At 72.0% G+C, this 16294-nt stretch carries 18 protein-coding genes; 10 read left to right on the forward strand and 8 right to left on the reverse strand.

The genetic code is table 11. The annotated features are described in order from the left end of the window. Positions 1 to 123 precede the first annotated feature (123 nt). A complete protein-coding gene (locus tag ACLQ24_RS13440) occupies positions 124 to 540 on the forward strand; it encodes a DUF5319 domain-containing protein (RefSeq protein WP_425891644.1) in 417 nt (138 codons plus the stop codon). 196 nt (positions 541 to 736) lie between these two features. Here ACLQ24_RS13440 and ACLQ24_RS13445 read toward each other — a convergent pair whose 3' ends face one another. Continuing rightward, a complete protein-coding gene (locus ACLQ24_RS13445; protein WP_425891646.1) occupies positions 737 to 1558 on the reverse strand; it encodes a response regulator transcription factor in 822 nt (273 codons plus the stop codon). 256 nt (positions 1559 to 1814) lie between these two features. On the opposite strand from ACLQ24_RS13445, the gene ACLQ24_RS13450 reads away from it, so the two are divergent. Next, on the forward strand, positions 1815 to 2198 hold the full coding sequence (locus tag ACLQ24_RS13450; RefSeq protein ID WP_425891648.1) for a WhiB family transcriptional regulator: 384 nt from the start codon (positions 1815 to 1817) through the stop codon (positions 2196 to 2198). Positions 2199 to 2385: 187 nt separating this feature from the next. Here ACLQ24_RS13450 and ACLQ24_RS13455 read toward each other — a convergent pair whose 3' ends face one another. The 3 genes from ACLQ24_RS13455 to groES all read right to left on the reverse strand — a co-directional run bounded on the left by ACLQ24_RS13455 (position 2386) and on the right by groES (position 6150). Beyond that, positions 2386 to 3990, reverse strand: coding sequence for a molybdopterin-dependent oxidoreductase (locus tag ACLQ24_RS13455; RefSeq protein ID WP_425891649.1), 1605 nt, complete (start codon positions 3988 to 3990; stop codon positions 2386 to 2388). Between the two features lie 125 nt (positions 3991 to 4115). Beyond that, positions 4116 to 5765, reverse strand: a complete 1650-nt coding sequence (groL, locus tag ACLQ24_RS13460; protein ID WP_425891651.1) for a chaperonin GroEL — start codon at positions 5763 to 5765, stop codon at positions 4116 to 4118. A gap of 70 nt (positions 5766 to 5835) precedes the next feature. Continuing rightward, positions 5836 to 6150, reverse strand: a complete 315-nt coding sequence (gene groES, locus ACLQ24_RS13465; protein WP_030330046.1) for a co-chaperone GroES — start codon at positions 6148 to 6150, stop codon at positions 5836 to 5838. A 258-nt stretch (positions 6151 to 6408) separates the two neighbouring features. Between groES and ACLQ24_RS13470 the strand changes: the two genes are divergently transcribed. The 8 genes from ACLQ24_RS13470 (at position 6409) to ACLQ24_RS13505 (ending at position 13756) form a co-directional block, all read left to right on the forward strand. Next, positions 6409 to 7605 carry a THUMP-like domain-containing protein gene (locus ACLQ24_RS13470; RefSeq protein ID WP_425891653.1) on the forward strand — a complete coding sequence of 399 codons (1197 nt, stop codon included), beginning with the start codon at positions 6409 to 6411 and terminating at the stop codon, positions 7603 to 7605. A 10-nt stretch (positions 7606 to 7615) separates the two neighbouring features. Then, positions 7616 to 7846, forward strand: a complete 231-nt coding sequence (locus tag ACLQ24_RS13475; RefSeq protein WP_425891654.1) for a hypothetical protein — start codon at positions 7616 to 7618, stop codon at positions 7844 to 7846. Between the two features lie 179 nt (positions 7847 to 8025). Next, positions 8026 to 9123: a sugar ABC transporter substrate-binding protein gene (locus ACLQ24_RS13480; RefSeq protein ID WP_425891655.1), complete on the forward strand. Its 1098-nt coding sequence runs from the start codon at positions 8026 to 8028 to the stop codon at positions 9121 to 9123. 115 nt (positions 9124 to 9238) lie between these two features. Then, positions 9239 to 10057 carry an ATP-binding cassette domain-containing protein gene (locus ACLQ24_RS13485; RefSeq protein ID WP_425891656.1) on the forward strand — a complete coding sequence of 273 codons (819 nt, stop codon included), beginning with the start codon at positions 9239 to 9241 and terminating at the stop codon, positions 10055 to 10057. Beyond that, a complete protein-coding gene (locus ACLQ24_RS13490) occupies positions 10054 to 11316 on the forward strand; it encodes a sugar ABC transporter permease (protein WP_425891658.1) in 1263 nt (420 codons plus the stop codon). Before ACLQ24_RS13485 ends, ACLQ24_RS13490 begins: the two co-directional genes overlap by 4 nt. Positions 11317 to 11338: 22 nt before the next feature. Next, positions 11339 to 12520 carry an ROK family protein gene (locus ACLQ24_RS13495; RefSeq protein WP_425891660.1) on the forward strand — a complete coding sequence of 394 codons (1182 nt, stop codon included), beginning with the start codon at positions 11339 to 11341 and terminating at the stop codon, positions 12518 to 12520. A 19-nt stretch (positions 12521 to 12539) separates the two neighbouring features. Beyond that, on the forward strand, positions 12540 to 12848 hold the full coding sequence (locus ACLQ24_RS13500) for a DUF1707 SHOCT-like domain-containing protein (protein WP_425891662.1): 309 nt from the start codon (positions 12540 to 12542) through the stop codon (positions 12846 to 12848). Between the two features lie 167 nt (positions 12849 to 13015). After that, positions 13016 to 13756 (forward strand): DUF4142 domain-containing protein, encoded by a 741-nt coding sequence (locus tag ACLQ24_RS13505; protein WP_425891663.1) that lies wholly within the window; start codon positions 13016 to 13018, stop codon positions 13754 to 13756. Positions 13757 to 13778: 22 nt separating this feature from the next. On the opposite strand, the gene ACLQ24_RS13510 is transcribed toward ACLQ24_RS13505, so the two are convergent. From ACLQ24_RS13510 to tsaB, 4 genes are read right to left on the reverse strand one after another with little or no spacing between them, the layout of a single operon-like run. Further along, the gene (locus ACLQ24_RS13510) at positions 13779 to 14033 is read right to left on the reverse strand and encodes a hypothetical protein (RefSeq protein WP_053660576.1); all 255 of its coding nucleotides are present in this window, start codon (positions 14031 to 14033) and stop codon (positions 13779 to 13781) included. A 14-nt stretch (positions 14034 to 14047) separates the two neighbouring features. Further along, positions 14048 to 15094 carry a tRNA (adenosine(37)-N6)-threonylcarbamoyltransferase complex transferase subunit TsaD gene (gene tsaD / locus ACLQ24_RS13515; RefSeq protein ID WP_425891665.1) on the reverse strand — a complete coding sequence of 349 codons (1047 nt, stop codon included), beginning with the start codon at positions 15092 to 15094 and terminating at the stop codon, positions 14048 to 14050. Next, positions 15087 to 15569, reverse strand: a complete 483-nt coding sequence (rimI, locus tag ACLQ24_RS13520; protein WP_425891667.1) for a ribosomal protein S18-alanine N-acetyltransferase — start codon at positions 15567 to 15569, stop codon at positions 15087 to 15089. The genes tsaD and rimI overlap by 8 nt, the downstream gene beginning before the upstream one ends. Then, the gene (tsaB, locus tag ACLQ24_RS13525; RefSeq protein WP_425891668.1) at positions 15566 to 16243 is read right to left on the reverse strand and encodes a tRNA (adenosine(37)-N6)-threonylcarbamoyltransferase complex dimerization subunit type 1 TsaB; all 678 of its coding nucleotides are present in this window, start codon (positions 16241 to 16243) and stop codon (positions 15566 to 15568) included. The genes rimI and tsaB overlap by 4 nt, the downstream gene beginning before the upstream one ends. Positions 16244 to 16294 lie beyond the last annotated feature (51 nt).

Here is a 16294-nt window from a genome sequence, read left to right on the forward strand (position 1 = left end):
GCCACGGCGCCGGCACGTCGTCCCATCGTACCCAGTGACCTGCGCGACCTGGATCGGCGGCGGCCGCCTTGGCGCGGTGCCGGGGGGCGGACGTCCGCGCCGCGTTGGGTCTACGGTGAGGGGGTGCACGAGGAGCCCATCGACCCGTTCAACGGCGACCCAGCCGACCCGACCGCGGGGCTGGACGATCCGGGCGACGACGCCACGCCGGATCCGCTGACCGACGTCGAGCGGCAGGACGTGCTGGAGGATCTCGCCGATCTGGAGATCTACCAGGCCCTGCTGGCGCCCATCGGCGTGCGCGGGCTGGTCATCGAATGCGAGGACTGCCGGGAACCGCACTACTTCGACTGGGACCTGCTCCGGGGCAACCTGCGGCACCTGCTCAACTCGGGGCGGCCGCGCGTGCACGAGCCGGCGTACGACCCGGACCCGGACCACTACGTGACCTGGGACTACGCCCGTGGATACGCCGACGGGGTGCACGACACCCTGACCGAGGGCACCGAGGACGAGCCGGGCACCGCCACCACCGAGTGAGGTCTCGCCCGCCCCGGCGCGCTCCCTTCCCGGGCCACGCCGAGGCCACCCTCCACCCTCGGCGGCACTTCCGGACCGCTCAGGATCGTGCTGGAACAAGGAGGTAGTGGCCTCACCGGACAGGCAGGCCACTACTTCCAGGTCACTTCCAGGTTGGTTCGAGCACGATCAAGGCGCGGCGGGTTGCGGCGCGGCGTCAGGAGACCAGCCCGGCTCGGAAACCGGCGGCGACGGCGTGGGCGCGGTCCCGCGCGCCGAGCTTGCGGAACAGCCGTCGCGCGTGTGTCTTGACGGTGTCCTCCGACACGAACAGCTCCCGACCGATCTCGGCATTGCTCTTGCCCTCGGCCATGCCGAGCAGCACCTGTAGTTCCCGTTCGGTGAGCCCGATCGACGCCCGGCCCCCACGGACGCCCCCCGGGCCGGGCCGGGCCGCGTCGGACGGCCCGGTGGCGGAGCCGTCGGTCGGGGACTCGACCTCGTCGTCGCCCCGCTGCACGGGCACCGACGCCACCCCGGCCGGTCCGTCGCCGGTCGCGGCGGTCCAGCCGGGCTCGGCGGAGCCGCGTACCGACGGCGCGGAGCGGCCCGAACCACCGACCGCCGCCGCGTCCCGGGCCGGGTCGGTGACCCGCTGCCGGGAGGCCCGGCCGGGCGCGGTCAGCAGGAGCAGGGCCTTGGCCACGGCACTGGTCAGGTCATGGTCGGCGTTCTGGATCAATCCCCGGGCGCCGGCGCTGATGGTGGCGGCCGCCGCCTCGGACTCCTCGGCGCCGAGCAGCAGGACCGCGGCCTGCGGCGCGCGGGCCAGCACCCGGCGGACGAAACCCGCGCTGTCCGGCCGGGTGAGGGCCGTGTCGGCGAGGACGACGTCGGCCGGCCGCTCGGCGAGTCGCAACATCACCTCAGGATCGGAGACGGCGGTACGAACGATCGCGGACAAGCCCAGCCGTGCGGCAGCAGAAGTGAGGTGCTGGGCCGCAAGCGGTGTCCGAACGCACACAAGAACGGTACGCACTGTGATGGTCTCCTCTCCGCACACGAGCAGACCATGACGGCGTCGGCTGGGGAGGAGGTTCCCGGCAATCATCTGAACTTTTCCGACAGATGGGGCAAAAGCCACAACTCGCCGGGCGTTTTCGATCACAGACGTGTGAGCCGGCGGTGACCTGGGTACCGGGGGGTCCAGGCCGGGAACGGTGCGCCTGCGCGGCCCGCCGCCCGGAAGCCGGCCACAAGCATTCTCGCGGTGCCGCGCGGGAGGAGGGGTGCTGATGTCGAACGTACGTAGACTGCCCGGACCCATCGTCGACCTCTGGGACTGGCAGCGGCTCGGTGCCTGCCGAGGCCGGGACAGCGCGCAGTTCTTCCACCCGGACGGGGAGCGTGGATCCTCGCGGCTGCGGCGGGAGTCCTCCGCCAAGGCGGTCTGCCGCGCCTGCCCGGTCCGCGCCGAGTGCGCCGCGCATGCCCTGTCCGTCCGCGAGCCATACGGCGTGTGGGGCGGCTTCAGCGAGTCGGAGCGACTGCGCCTGCTCGCTGTCGGCTGGGAGGACCTGGCGGACCGCCGGCAGATTCGCGTCGACGTGGCCCGCCTGGAGGCCCGCCTGGGCCGCCCGCACAAGTCGACGGTCCCGGCCCAGCGCAACGTGGCCTGACCCGACACACACCCCGACACCGCGAACCGCGCTCCCGCTGGGCGGGAGCGCGGTTCCCGCGTCCGCCATCCCGGGTTGACCCCGGTGATCATGAAGTTATCGCCACGACACGCCGCTGGCCGGGGCAACAACCTCATGATCACCGGGGGTGAGGGCCGGGGTGAGGGCCGGGGCGCGGGTTAGCGGGTTAGCGGACGTTTACCGGGACGGTGTGCCAGCCTGTCGCGCCGTCCGGGGCGACGCCCTGGGTGTGGTCGGTCTGTGTCTCGCCTGTCGCGTCCGTTGCCCGGACCTGGAGCCGGTGCTCGCCCGGCGTGGCATCCCAGCGCCAGGACCACTGGACCCAGGTGTCCACGGACACCGTCGGGGCCAGCTCGGCCTCCTGCCAGGGGCCGTCGTCGACGCGTACCTCGACCCGGCTGATCCCCCGGTGCTGCGCCCAGGCCACGCCGGCCACCGTCACCGGGCCGGCGGTCAGCCGGTTGCGCCGCCGTGGCGCGTCGATCCTCGACTGGGTCTTGATCGGCCCCTGGGCGGACCACCCGCGCGGCACCCAGTACGCGTCGAAGTCCGCGAAGCGTGTCAGCTCCAGCTCGGTCACCCACTTGCAGGCCGACACGTATCCGTAGAGACCGGGCACCACCATCCGCACCGGGAACCCGTGCTCGACCGGCAGCGGTTCGCCGTTCATGCCGATCGCCAGCAGCGCGTCCCGCCCGTCGCGGAGCGCCGCGGTGGGTGTGCCACAGGTCCAACCGTCGACCGACCGGCCGACGACCTGGTCGGCGTCCTCGTCCGGCTGGGCCTCGTCCAGCAGTTCCCGCAGCGGTACGCCGAGCCAGCGCGCATTGCCGATCAGGTCCCCACCGACCTCGTTGGAGACGCAGGCCAGCGTGACGTACCGCTCGACCAACGGCCGGGCCAGCAGGTCGGCGTAGCTGTAGGTGCGCTCGGTACCCACCCGGCCGTGGATGCGCAGCCGCCAGGTGTCCGGGTTCACCTGCGGCACGACCAGTGCCGTGTCGATCCGGTAGAACCCGGAACTCGGGGTGACGTACGGCGCGAGCTGGGCCAGTGACAGATCCGCGCCCGCCGGCACGGCCGGCGCGGGGGCGGCCGGCGCGGGCAGCCGGATCGCGTCCCGGGCCGCCGAGACGCCCCGCCGTCCGGACAGCCAGCGCCCGCCGAGACCGGCCACGGCCGCCGTCCCGAGCAGCACACCCGTGCCGGTCAGGAACCGTCGGCGCGACTCCGGATCGACGCCCTCGACGGGCGCGGCCGGTGTCACCGGCCGCTCGACAGGGCCGTCCGCAACGGCCGGGTGGGGGGTGCTGGGTGGGGTCCAGGGCCAGGGTTCCAGCTCGAACGGGCCGGCGATGAACAGCCAGAGCACCAGGGCGCCGAGCCCGCCGCCGATCAGTGACGGCAGCGCGTCGAAGACGTCCGCGCCGGAACGGGACAGCGCGGCGGCCACGCCGACGACGCCGAAGGCGGCGATACCGGCCATGCCCAGGGCCAGCCGGCGGACCGCCAACATTCCGAGCAGCGCGGCGAACGCGCCCAGCAGCAGGGCCGTTCCGGTCAGCAGGGCGACCTTGTCGGCGGTGCCGAAGACGTCGATGGCGAACTGCTTGAGCGGCTCGGGGACGGCGTCGACGACCACCCCGCCGACCGCGACCAGTGGCGCCGACCGGGGGCCGGTCAGCACCGCCACCGGCTCCGCGATGCCGATCGCGACGGTGGCGGCGGTGACTCCGGCCAGCGCGGCGTACCGCCGTGACGTGGTGCTCATCGGCCCAGTGTGCGCGATCATCAGGGCAGGTCGCCAACGACGTCAGTGGTTGGTAATGATCGCGCAGACGAACCGGGGCACACCGCCGTACGACGGTGTGCCCCGGGACGGGTGTCGCTACCGGGTCAGAAGCCCGGGCCGTGCTGGTGGCCGTGGCCGTGGCCGTGGCCGTGCCCACCACCGGCGGCGGCCGGCTCGGGCTGCTCCGGCTTCTCCACCACGAGGCTCTCCGTGGTGAGCAGCAGGCCGGCGATCGACGCGGCGTTGGTGACGGCGTTGCGGGTCACCTTGACCGGGTCGATGATGCCGGACTTGACCAGGTCGCCGTACTCGCCGGTGGCGGCGTCGAGGCCGTTGCCCCACTGCATACCGGCGACCTTCTGGGTCACGACGTAGCCGTCGTGGCCGGCGTTCTGCGCGATCCAGCGCAGCGGCTCGACCAGCGCCTTGCGCACGATCGAGACGCCGACCTTCTCCTCGCCGGTGAAGCCCAGATCGTCGTCGAGCACGGGGAGGATCTGCACCAGGGCGGCGCCGCCGCCGGGCACGGTGCCCTCCTCGACCGCGGCCTTGGTCGCCGCGATGGCGTCCTCGATGCGGTGCTTGCGCTCCTTCATCTCGACCTCGGTCGCCGCACCCACCTTGATCACGGCGATGCCGCCGGAGAGCTTGGCCAGCCGCTCGGCCAGCTTCTCCCGGTCCCAGTCGGAGTCGGAGGCCTCGATCTCCTTGCGGATCTGGGCCACCCGGTCGTCGACCTCGGTCTTCTGGCCGCCGCCGTCGACGATCGTGGTGTTCTCCTTGTCGACCACGACGCGCCGGGCGGTGCCGAGCACCTCCAGGCCGACCTGGTCGAGCTTGTAGCCCAGCTCCGGGGCGACCAGCTCGGCGCCCGTAGAGATCGCGATGTCCTGGAGCATGGCCTTGCGCCGGTCGCCGAAGCCCGGGGCCTTGACCGCGCAGACCTTGATGGTCTTGCGCAGCGAGTTGACCACCAGGGTGGAGAGCGCCTGCCCGTCCACGTCCTCGGCGATGATCAGCAGAGGCTTGCTGTTCTGCAGGACCTTCTCCAACAGCGGCAGCAGCTCCTCGATCGCCGAGATCTTCTGGGTGGTGACCAGGATGTACGCGTCCTCCAGGACGGACTCCTGACCCTCCAGGTCGGTGACGAAGTTCGGCGAGATGAAGCCCTTGTCGAACTGGAGACCCTCGGTCACGTCCAGCTCGGTGGTGAGCATCGAGCCCTCCTCGACGGTGATGACACCGTCGCGGCCGACCCGCTCCATCGCCTCGGCGATCAGCTCGCCGATGGTGGCGTCCTGCGCGGAGATCGTCGCCACGTTCGCGATCGACTCCTTGCCGGTGACCTCGACGGCCCGGCCGAGCAGCGCCTCGGAGACCTTGGCGGCCGCCGCGTCGATGCCCCGCTTGAGGCCGGCCGGGTTGGCCCCGGCGGTCACGTTGCGCAGGCCCTCACGGACCATCGCCTGCGCCAGCACGGTCGCGGTGGTGGTCCCGTCGCCGGCGACGTCGTTGGTCTTGGTCGCCACCTCCTTGACCAGCTGCGCGCCGAGGTTCTCGTAGGGGTTGGTGAGCTCGATCTCCTTGGCGATGGTCACGCCATCGTTGGTGATCGTCGGCGCACCGAATTTCTTGTCCAGGACGACGTTGCGCCCGCGCGGGCCGAGGGTGACCTTGACCGCGTCCGCGAGGGCGTTGACACCGTGCTCCAGCAGGTGTCGGGCGTCGTCCGAGAAGCTGAGGATCTTCGCCATGAATGTCCCTTCGAAGCGCCACTGCCCCGGCCCGGCGAGCCGGACCGGGGCAGCGACACTGATCGGTTGCTTACTTCTCGATGACCGCGAGGACGTCGCGGGCGGAGAGCACCAGGTACTCCTCGCCGGCGTACTTGACCTCGGTGCCGCCGTACTTCGAGTAGAGGACGGTGTCGCCGACCTGCACGTCAACCGGAACCCGGTTGCCGTTGTCGTCGACGCGCCCCGGACCGACAGCGAGGACGGTGCCCTCCTGCGGCTTCTCCTTGGCGGTGTCGGGGATCACGATGCCCGACGCCGTGGTGGTCTCAGCCTCGTTCGCCTGGACCACGATGCGGTCCTCGAGCGGCTTGATCGCAACCTTGGTCGCGGTAGTCACGGGCATACCCTCCTGGGGTACTGGTTTCGTTGCCGGCCAGCGGGGCTGACCAGCGTCAATCTGCCTCATGCCACCGGGCGGGGCCGTCGTCGCGGGTGCCGGTCCGCCTGGCGTGCGCGCCCGGGTCACGAGACCCGGGAGCTGGCACCCTCAGGGTGAGAGTGCTAATCGCAGGTTATTCCGTGGCTAGCACTCCGTCAAGGAGAGTGCCAGCGCGTCGCGCCCCGCCAGCGGTATTTTCACCTGGGCCGGGAGAATGAGCAGGTGGATCTCGATCAGCTTTCGGCACTGCGTACCCCCGAGGGGTCGGCCGCCCTCGCGGCGGCGGCCGAACTGGCCGGCGGCGACCCACTGACCGCGGCGTCGGCGCTGCGCGCGACCGGGGTGCCGCCCACGCTGGCGGCGGCGGCACTCACCCAGGCCGAGCTGCGCCACCGGGCGGTGGGCAAATTCGGCCCGGCCGCCGCCGGGATGTTCCTCACCCGCCCCGGCCTGGAACAGGCCACGCGCCGGGTGGTCGCCGACCGTCGCGCCGCCCGGCTGCACGCGGCCGGAGTGCGGACCCTGGCCGACCTCGGGTGCGGCCTCGGCGCCGACGCCCTGGCCGCAGCCCGCGCCGGAATCCGGGTGTACGGGGTGGAGGCCGACCCGGTGACCGCGGAAATGGCCGCTGCCAACGCCGCCGCTGCCGGGCTGGCCGACCTGTTCACGGTCGAGTGCGGCGACGCGACCGCGTTCGACGTGTCCCGGGTGGATGGCGTCTTCTGCGACCCGGCCCGACGCGCCACCGGCACCGGTCGACGGATTTTCGATCCGCGCGCCTACTCGCCGCCGTGGGACTTCGTGACGGGGCTGGCCGAGCGGGTGCCGCGCACGGTGGTGAAGGTCGCGCCGGGCCTGGAGCACGCGCTCATCCCGGCGGGAGCGGAGGCGGAGTGGGTCTCCGTGGACGGCGACCTGGTCGAGGCCGCGCTCTGGTGCGGCGAACTCGCCGAGGTGCCTCGCCGCGCCACCCTCTACCGCCAGCGGGGCGTCGAGAACGACCGCCGTCAGCTCACCGGGTCGGGCGCCGACGACGCACCGGTCGGGTCGCCGCGCCGCTACCTGTACGACCCGGACGCGGCGGTGGTCCGCGCGCACCTCGTCGCCGAGCTGGCCACCGAACTGGACGCCACCCTGGGCGATCCGAGCATCGCGTACCTCTACGCCGACCATCCGACGCGCACCCCGTACGCGCGCTGCCTCGAGATCACCGACGTGCTGCCGTTCTCGCTCAAGCGACTGCGGGCGTTGCTGCGCGAGCGCCGGGTGGGCCGGGTGGAGATCCTCAAACGAGGCTCGGCACTCACCCCGGAGCAGCTACGGCGGGATCTGCGGTTGGCCGGCGACCAGGCGGCGAGCCTGGTGCTCACCCGCGTCGCCGGAGCCCCGACCGTGCTGATCGGCCGACCGGTCGACTAGCGCCGTCGACGTGGCGGGACAGGGCACGCCGGCGACGGCGCTACTGGTCAAGCGTGGGATCGCGCATCGCACCCACCCGTACCGGGTCTCGCCGGACGCCCCGAACTACGGCGCCGACTCGGCGCTGGATCTGCCGACCAGCTACGTCTCGACGGGCCGGCGCGGCCTGCAACTCGAACTGGCGGCAGCGGACCTGGTGGCGTCGACCGAGGCCCGCACCGCGCCGCTGCAGAGCCACTGACGCATTTCGTTACATCGACCGCCCGGCGCGATGGCCGGGGAGTAACAGTCGCGTTGCTGAATTGTTATCGCCTCCAACAAACTTGGGACCTGCGCGGTCTTGTGGTGCTGGTGTGACGCGAAATACGTTGCCGGACACAACAAAACAACACCTCCCCCACCTCCGAAAGGACCCTGCACATGCGTAAGGGGATCCTCACCATCGCCGCCGTGGGCCTGCTCGCGACCGGCGGTTTGACCGCGTGCGGCGACGACGACTCCGGCTCCGACGCCGGCGGCTCCGCCAAGACCCCGAAGATCGGCGTGATCCTCCCGGACAGCAAATCCTCGGCCCGCTGGGAGACCGCGGACCGTCGGTTCCTGGAGGAGGCCTTCAAGGCCGCCGGCGTCAAGTACGACATCCAGAACGCCCAGAACGACAAGACCGCCTTCCAGACCATCGCCGACCAGATGATCACCAGCGGCGTCACCGCCCTGATGATCGTCAACCTGGACTCCGGCACCGGCAAGGCCGTGCTCGACAAGGCCAAGTCGCAGGGCGTCGCCACCATCGACTACGACCGGCTCACCCTGGGCGGCTCCGCCCAGTACTACGTCAGCTTCGACAACGAGACCGTCGGCAAGCTCCAGGGCGAGGGTCTGTCCAAGTGCCTGACTGAGAAGAACGCCAAGAACCCCGTCGTGGCGTACCTGAACGGCTCCCCCACCGACAACAACGCCACCCTGTTCAAGGCCGGCTACGACTCGGTGCTCAAGCCGAAGTTCGACTCCAAGGAATACACCAAGGGCCCCGAGGACTCGGTGCCGGCGTGGGACAACGCGCAGGCCGCGACGATCTTCGAGCAGCAGCTCACCAAGGCCAGCGGCAAGATCGACGGCGTGCTGGCCGCCAACGACGGCCTCGGCAACGCCGCCATCTCGATCCTCAAGAAGAACAAGCTCAACGGCAAGGTGCCGGTGACCGGCCAGGACGCCAGCACCGAGGGCCTGCAGAACATCCTCGCCGGTGACCAGTGCATGACCGTCTACAAGGCCGTCCGCGAAGAGGCGAAGGCCGCCTCCGACCTCGCCATCGCGCTCGCCAAGGGCGAGAAGAAGGACACCGGCCAGACGGTGAAGGACCCCGAGGGCAACCGCGACGTCCCCTCGGTGCTGCTCACCCCGAAGGCCATCTACAAGGACACCATCAAGGACGTCATCGCCGACGGCTACGTGACCAAGGAAGAGGTCTGCACCGCGGCGTACGCCAAGGCCTGCGCCGACGCCGGCATCAGCTGACCGACGCCGCAGTACCCGCCGGGACGACCACCGCCGCCCGGCACGGGAGCACCCCTCCCGTGCCGGGCGGCGCCCGCCGGACGGGCCCCGACCCTCCCTTAAGAAGGAGACCCCCGTGTCCGCGACCCCCCTGCTGGAGCTCCGCGGGATCGACAAGAGCTTCGGTCCCGTCCAGGTGCTCCGCGACGTCGCCCTGACCGTCCACCCGGGCGAAGTGACCGCGCTGGTCGGCGACAACGGCGCCGGCAAGTCGACCCTGGTGAAGTGCATCAGCGGCATCCACCCCACCGACGCCGGCGAGTTCCTGTTCAATGGCGAGCCGGTGCACATCGGCAGCCCCCGCGACGCCGCCGCGCTCGGCATCGAGGTCGTCTACCAGGACCTGGCGCTCTGCGACAACCTGGACATCGTGCAGAACATGTTCCTCGGCCGGGAGAAGCGCAGCGGCCTCGTCCTGGACGAGCCGACCATGGAACAGCTCGCCGCCGAGACACTGGCCGGGCTCTCCATCCGAACGGTCACCTCGCTGCGCCAGCACGTGTCCAGCCTCTCCGGCGGTCAGCGCCAGACCGTGGCCATCGCCAAGGCGGTGCTCTGGAACAGTAAACTGGTCATCCTGGACGAGCCGACCGCGGCGCTCGGCGTTGCGCAGACCGCCCAGGTGCTCGAACTCGTCCGCCGCCTCGCCGACAACGGCCTGGCCGTGGTGCTCATCTCGCACAACATGAACGACGTCTTCGCCGTCTCTGACCGGATCGCCGCGCTGTACCTCGGCCAGATGGTCGCCCAGGTGAAGACCACCGACATCACTCACGCCCAGGTGGTCGAGCTGATCACCGCCGGGCGCTCGGGCGGGCTCGGCCGCGCCACCGACCCGGGCGGCAACGGCGACGGCCCGCAACCGGCCGACTCGATTTCAGGAGGCGCCCGATGACCACCACCGCCGTGCGCAAGGACGGCCCGGCGGCCGTCACACCGCCGCCGACCGTCGGGAGGCACGCCCGCAACTACCTGAGTCGGGTACGCGGTGGCGACGTCGGCGCGCTGCCGGCCGTACTCGGCCTGATCGTGCTCTGCACCGTGTTCGCGGTCATGCGGCCGTCGTCGTTCCTGTCGGCCGGCAACTTCGCCAACCTCTTCACCCAGGGCGCCGCGGTCACGCTCATCGCGATGGGTCTGGTCTTCGTGCTGCTGCTCGGCGAGATCGACCTCTCCGCCGGCTTCGCCAGCGGCGTCTGCGCGGCGGTGCTGGCCAACGTGGTCACCGTGCTCGGCTACCCCTGGTGGGTCGCCGTGCTCGCGGCGATCGCCACCGGTCTGGTCATCGGCACCACCATCGGTCTGCTCGTCGCGAAGATCGGCATTCCGTCCTTCGTGGTCACCCTCGCCGGCTTCCTCGCCTTCCAGGGCATCGTGCTACTGCTCGTCAAGGATGGCACCAACGTCTCCGTCCGCGACAACGTGCTGGTCGCCATCGCCAACCGCAACCTCACCCCCGCCCTGGGCTGGACGTTCGCCATCCTCGCGGTCGTCGGCTACGCGGCGGTGCAACTGCTGCGGCACCGCAACCGGGTGGCCCGCGGCCTCATCACCGACCCGATCGCGGTGGTGGCGCTCCGGATCGCCGGGCTCGCCATCATCCTCGGCACGGCCGTGTACGTCCTCAACCTCGAGCGCAGCCGCAACGTCCTGATCAGCTCGCTCAAGGGCGTGCCGATCGTGGTGCCGATCATCGCGGTGCTGCTGGTCGTCTGGACCTTCGTGCTGCAACGCACCAGCTACGGCCGGCACATCTACGCCGTGGGCGGCAACCGGGAGGCGGCCCGCCGGGCCGGCATCGGCGTCGACCGCATCCAGATCTCGGTCTTCATGATCTGCTCGTCGATGGCAGCCGTCGGAGGCATCGTGGCGGCCAGCCGGGCCAACTCGGTCGACCCGAACACGGGGGGCAGTAACGTACTGCTCTACGCGGTCGGCGCGGCCGTCATCGGCGGCACGAGCCTCTTCGGCGGCAAGGGCCGCGTCCTCGACGCCGTGCTCGGCGGCGCGGTGGTCGCGGTCATCGAAAACGGGATGGGCCTGATGGGGTACAGCGCGGGAGTCAAGTACGTGGTCACCGGCGTCGTGCTGCTCCTCGCCGCCAGCGTCGACGCGCTCTCCCGCCGTCGCGCGGCAGCCACCGGCACCCGCTGACCGCGCGGAAGGTAGCACCAGCATGCGCCCGGCACCCAGCCAGGAGGAGGTCCGGAGGCAGAACCTCGGGGCCCTGCTGCGGCACGTGCACGTCCACGGGGCGACCACCCGGGCCGAGCTCACCACCGCGCTGGGACTGAACCGGAGCACCATCGGCGCGCTCACCGCCGACCTGGCCGGCGTCGGGCTGGTCAGCGAGGGAACGCCGAAGGAGACCGGCCGGGCCGGACGACCGTCCATTGTCGTCCGGCCCGAGTCGGCCCGGGTGTACGCGTACGCGTACTCCGTCGAGGTGGACCGGCTGCGCGCCGCCCGGGTCGGCCTGGGCGGCGCGGTGCTGGACCGCCGGGAGCTGGACCGGCCTCGCGGTCTGGTCGCCGCGGAGGCCGCGCCGCTGCTGGCCGGCGCGGTCAAGGAGATGCAGCAGGCGGTGCCCGGCGACGCGATCTGCGTCGGCACCGGCGTCGCCGTCTGCGGCATGGTCCGTCGGGAGGACGGCCTGGTCCGGCTCGGCCCCACCACCGGCTGGGTGGACGAGCCGATCGGCGCGGCGCTCGTCGCCGAGATGGGCCTCGACGTACCGGTCACGGTCGGCAACGTGGCGGACGTGGCGGCGTTCGCCGAGCACACCAGGGGCGTCGCGGCCGACTGTGACAACGTCATCTACCTGTACGGCGACGTCGGTGTCGGCGCGGGGATCATCGCCGGCGGGCGCCGGCTCACCGGACACGGCGGGTACGGCGGCGAGGTCGGCCACATGAAGGTGGTCCGCGACGGCAGGCCCTGCGAGTGTGGCGCCCGGGGTTGCTGGGAGACCGAGATCGGCGAGCACGGTCTGCTGCGCGCCGCCGGACGGTCCGACGCGCGGGGACGCGACGCCCTGCTGGCCGTCTTCGACGCCGCCGATCGGGGGGACGCCCACGCCCAGACGGCGGTACGCCAGGCCGGCGACTGGCTCGGCTTCGGGGTGGCCAACCTGGTCAACGTCTTCAACCCCGAGATGGTCATCTTCGGCGGCACCATGCGCGACCTCTACCTCGCGGCCGCTGCCCAGATCCGCAGCCGGCTCAACTCCAACGCCCTCGGCGCCTGCCTGGAACACGTCCGGCTGCGCACCCCGCAACTCGGTGCGGACGCGCCCCTGATCGGCGCCGCCGAACTGGCCTTCGAACGGCTCCTCGCCGACCCCCTCGACGTGGGCTGAGCCGCGTACCCTGTCCGGTGTGGACGTCCAGCTGCGCGCCTCCGACGACGACCGCCACCGGGTGGTCGCCGAGCTGCACCGACACACCACGGCGGGTCGCCTCACCCTGGACGAGTTCTCCGAGCGGGTCGGCGCGGTGTGGACCTCCCGTACCCTCGGCGACCTCGCCGCCCTGACGCGGGACCTGCCGGCACTGCCCGACCCCGCAGCCGCGGCGGCCGGAGGCGGTGACCCGATCGGGCACGGTCGCCGGGAGCTGCTGGTCCTCTTCGCCGTCGCCGCGCTCACCCTGCTGCTGCTCGGCGGCTTCCTCGCCGTCACCCGCTGATCCGCGTCGCACGTGCAGCCCCTCCACACGCCCGGCCCGCATTTCGACGGCCCGCCCCGGTGAACTGATCAGACGATCAGTCCGTACCAGTGGGCGGACGGGCTGCCGGCAGGGTGCGGCTGCCCGGTCCAGACGCGTTCGGTCCGGACCGAGGAGGCACCGCAGACATGGCACCGCTCAGATTGGCCCGTCGCCGGCCGGGCAACCGGATGCACCGCGCGGCGATGTTGCTCATCGCGATCGTCGCGGGGGTCGGTGTCCTGCCCGGCGTGGCCATCGCCGCCCCCTCCGGGGGGCAGCAGCTCAACGCCGCCGACATGACGCTCCTCAACGGAGTGCGGTTGGCCGGGTTGTGGGAGATGCCGGCCGGTCAGATGGCCGCCGAGAAGGGACAGTCGGCGAAGGTACGGGAGATCGGCGCCAACATCGCCGGCGAGCACCAGAAGCTCGACGAGCTCGTCGTCGAGGCGGCCAACAAACTCGGCGCGACAATTCCGTCCGAGCCGACGGCCGAGCAGAAGGGCTGGCTGTCGGAGATGCAGAAGGCCTCCGGTGCCCGGTTCGACCAGATCTTCGTGACCCGGCTCCGGGTGGCCCACGGCAAGATCTTCCCGGTGATCGGCGCGGTGCGGGCCAGCACCCGCGACGCGACGGTCCGCAAGCTCTGCGAGGACGCCAACGGCTTCGTCATGCACCACATGCAGATGCTGGAGTCCACCGGCCTGGTCCGGTGGCCCGAACTGCCGCCGGCCGCGCTGCCCGCCCCCGGCAAGGACGGCCTACTGGCCGCTGCCGGGGCGAACGCGGGACCGCAGGTCGGAGTGAGCAGCACCGTCGTCTGGCTGGTCTTCCTCGCCGCGCTCGGCACCGGCGGGATCGCCACCTACCGGATGCTGCGCCGCAGCTGACCAACAGTCGAGGTGGCCCCCGTCAGCGGTCGACCTGGGTGAAGTCCCAGGAGTGTGGGGCGCGGGCCACCAGCAGGGCCGGCGGATCGGGCAGCGGACGCGGGTTGCTGCGCCACTTGGAGATGACCACGACACGGTGGTCGGTGGACGAGAAGACCTCGCTGGACACGTGCAGCGGGTCGTGCTCCAGCTCGGGCAGGGCGGTGTCGCACACCCAGGTGATCAGGTCGGCGACGCCGTACGCCTCGGCGCGCGCCTCCCACATCCGCACGATCATCTCCGGCGTCCCCGTCACACGCTGACCGTGGTCAACGGAAGCGCCGAGTCGGCCGGCAGGTCCAGCCGGCTCGGCGCGACCCCGGCGGCGACCAGGTGCGATCCGAGCGCAGCCACCATCGCCCCATTGTCGGTGCACAGCTTCGGCCGCGGCACCCGCACCCGGATGCCGTACTTCTCGGCCCGCTCCTCGGCCAGCGCCCGCAGCCGGGAGTTCGCCGCCACTCCCCCGCCGATCACCAGCGTCTCGATCCCCTGGGCCCGGCAGGCGGCGATCGCCTTGTTGGTCAGCACGTCACAGACCGCCTCCTGGAAGGACGCGGCCACGTCGGCGACCGGCACCGGCTCGCCGGCACGCTGCCGTGCCTCGACCCAACGGGCCACCGCCGTCTTCAACCCGGAGAACGAGAAGTCGTACCGGTGGGCGGCGAGGTCCTTCGCGGCGGTCAGGCCCCGCGGGAAGGCGATCGAGGCGGCGTCACCCGCACGGGCCTCGCGGTCGATCGGCGGGCCACCGGGGAACGGCAACCCGAGCAGGCGGGCGACCTTGTCGAACGCCTCGCCGGCCGCGTCGTCGATGGTGGCGCCGAGCGGAGTGACACCCCGGGCCAGGTCGTCGACCCGCAGCAGGGACGAGTGCCCGCCGGAGACCAGCAGCGCGATGGCGGGCTCCGGGAGCGGACCGTGTTCCAGGGTGTCCACCGCCACGTGCGCGGCGAGGTGGTTGACGCCGTACACCGGCTTCTCGGCGGCGAGCGCGTACCCCTTCGCGGCCGCGACCCCGACGAGCAGCGCGCCGGCCAGACCGGGCCCGGAGGTGACCGCGATGGCGTCGATGTCGGCCAGGGTGACTCCGGCGTCGGTCAGCGCCCGCTGCATGGTCGGCACGATGGCCTCCAGGTGGGCCCGGCTGGCCACCTCGGGCACCACGCCCCCGAATCGGGCGTGCTCCTCGACGCTGGACGCGAGCGCGTCGGCCAGCAGGGTGTGTCCGCGTACGATGCCGACGCCGGTCTCGTCGCACGAGGTCTCGATGCCCAGGATCAGCGGTTCGTCAGCCATGGTCGTGTGGTCCGTCCCCGGTCGGCTCGGCGTCGCGCCGCATGACCAGCGCGTCGGTGTTGCTCGGTTGGTAGTAGCCGCGACGCACCCCGATCGGCTCGAACCCGTACGTCGCGTAGAGCCGCTGGGCGGCGGCGTTGTCCACGGCCACCTCCAGCAGGGTGCTGCGGGCGCCCCGACGGTCCGCCTCGGCGAGCAGCTCCTCCAACAGGAGGCGACCGATGCCGCTCCGCTGGACGTCCCGCCGGACGGCGATGACCTGCACCCACATCTCGTCCGGCGGGGCGCCGGCGAGCCCCGCGTAACCGAGCACCGTCCCGTCGGTGTCGGCCGCGATCCGATAGTGGTGCCCGTTGGCCAGCTCGTTCCAGAACATGGCGGGCGACCACTGCCCGGCGCCGAACAGGTCCGCCTCGATCGGCATCGCCTCCTCGACGTGCCACCAGCGGAACCGTTCCAACCGTACCGGCGTCACGGGAGGACCGGTTTACGGCCGGTGGCCGCCACGGCGTCGGGACGGCGCAGGTAGAGCGGGATGAGTCGTTCGCCGGGCGCGCCCGCCCGGATTCGTTCGGCGGCGAGCAGCGCCAGCACGGTGGCCTCCGGGTAACGCGGCTCGACCCGGACCGGCAGGTCCAGAGCTTCGGCGTACCGGTGTGCTCCGTCGCCGACCGCGACCGTCGCGCCCAACTCCCGGGCCCGGGCGGCGGCCACCGCCGGCGTCGACACCTCCGGCCCGACGATCCGCTGACCGGCGCCGTCGTAGACGGCCCAGTACAGCTCCTTGCGGCGGGCGTCGCTGGCGGCCAGCACCGGCTCGCCGGCGGCCGCCGGGTGGCCGATCCCATCGAGCGAACAGACGCCGTACGTCGGGACGCCGAGCACCTGCCCCATCGTGGCGGCAGTGACCAGGCCGACCCGCAGCCCGGTGAACGGTCCTGGGCCGAGCCCGGCGACGATCGCGCCCAGGTCACGCGGGCGCGCGCCGGCGTCGGCGAGGACCGCGTCGACCTGCGGCGCGAGCAGTTCACCGTGCGCGCGGGCATCGACCGTGCACCGGTGGGCCCGGGACGTGACGCCGTCCGCCGAGACCTCCACCAGCGCTGCGGTCACCGCGGGGGTCGAGCTGTCCACCACGAGTACGAGCACGGTTAGCCAGCCTAGCGGCCCCACCACCGCCCCCACGTCACGCCCCGCCCC

This window comes from Micromonospora sp. DT4 (assembly GCF_049841675.1).
Classification (GTDB): Bacteria; Actinomycetota; Actinomycetes; order Mycobacteriales; family Micromonosporaceae; genus Micromonospora.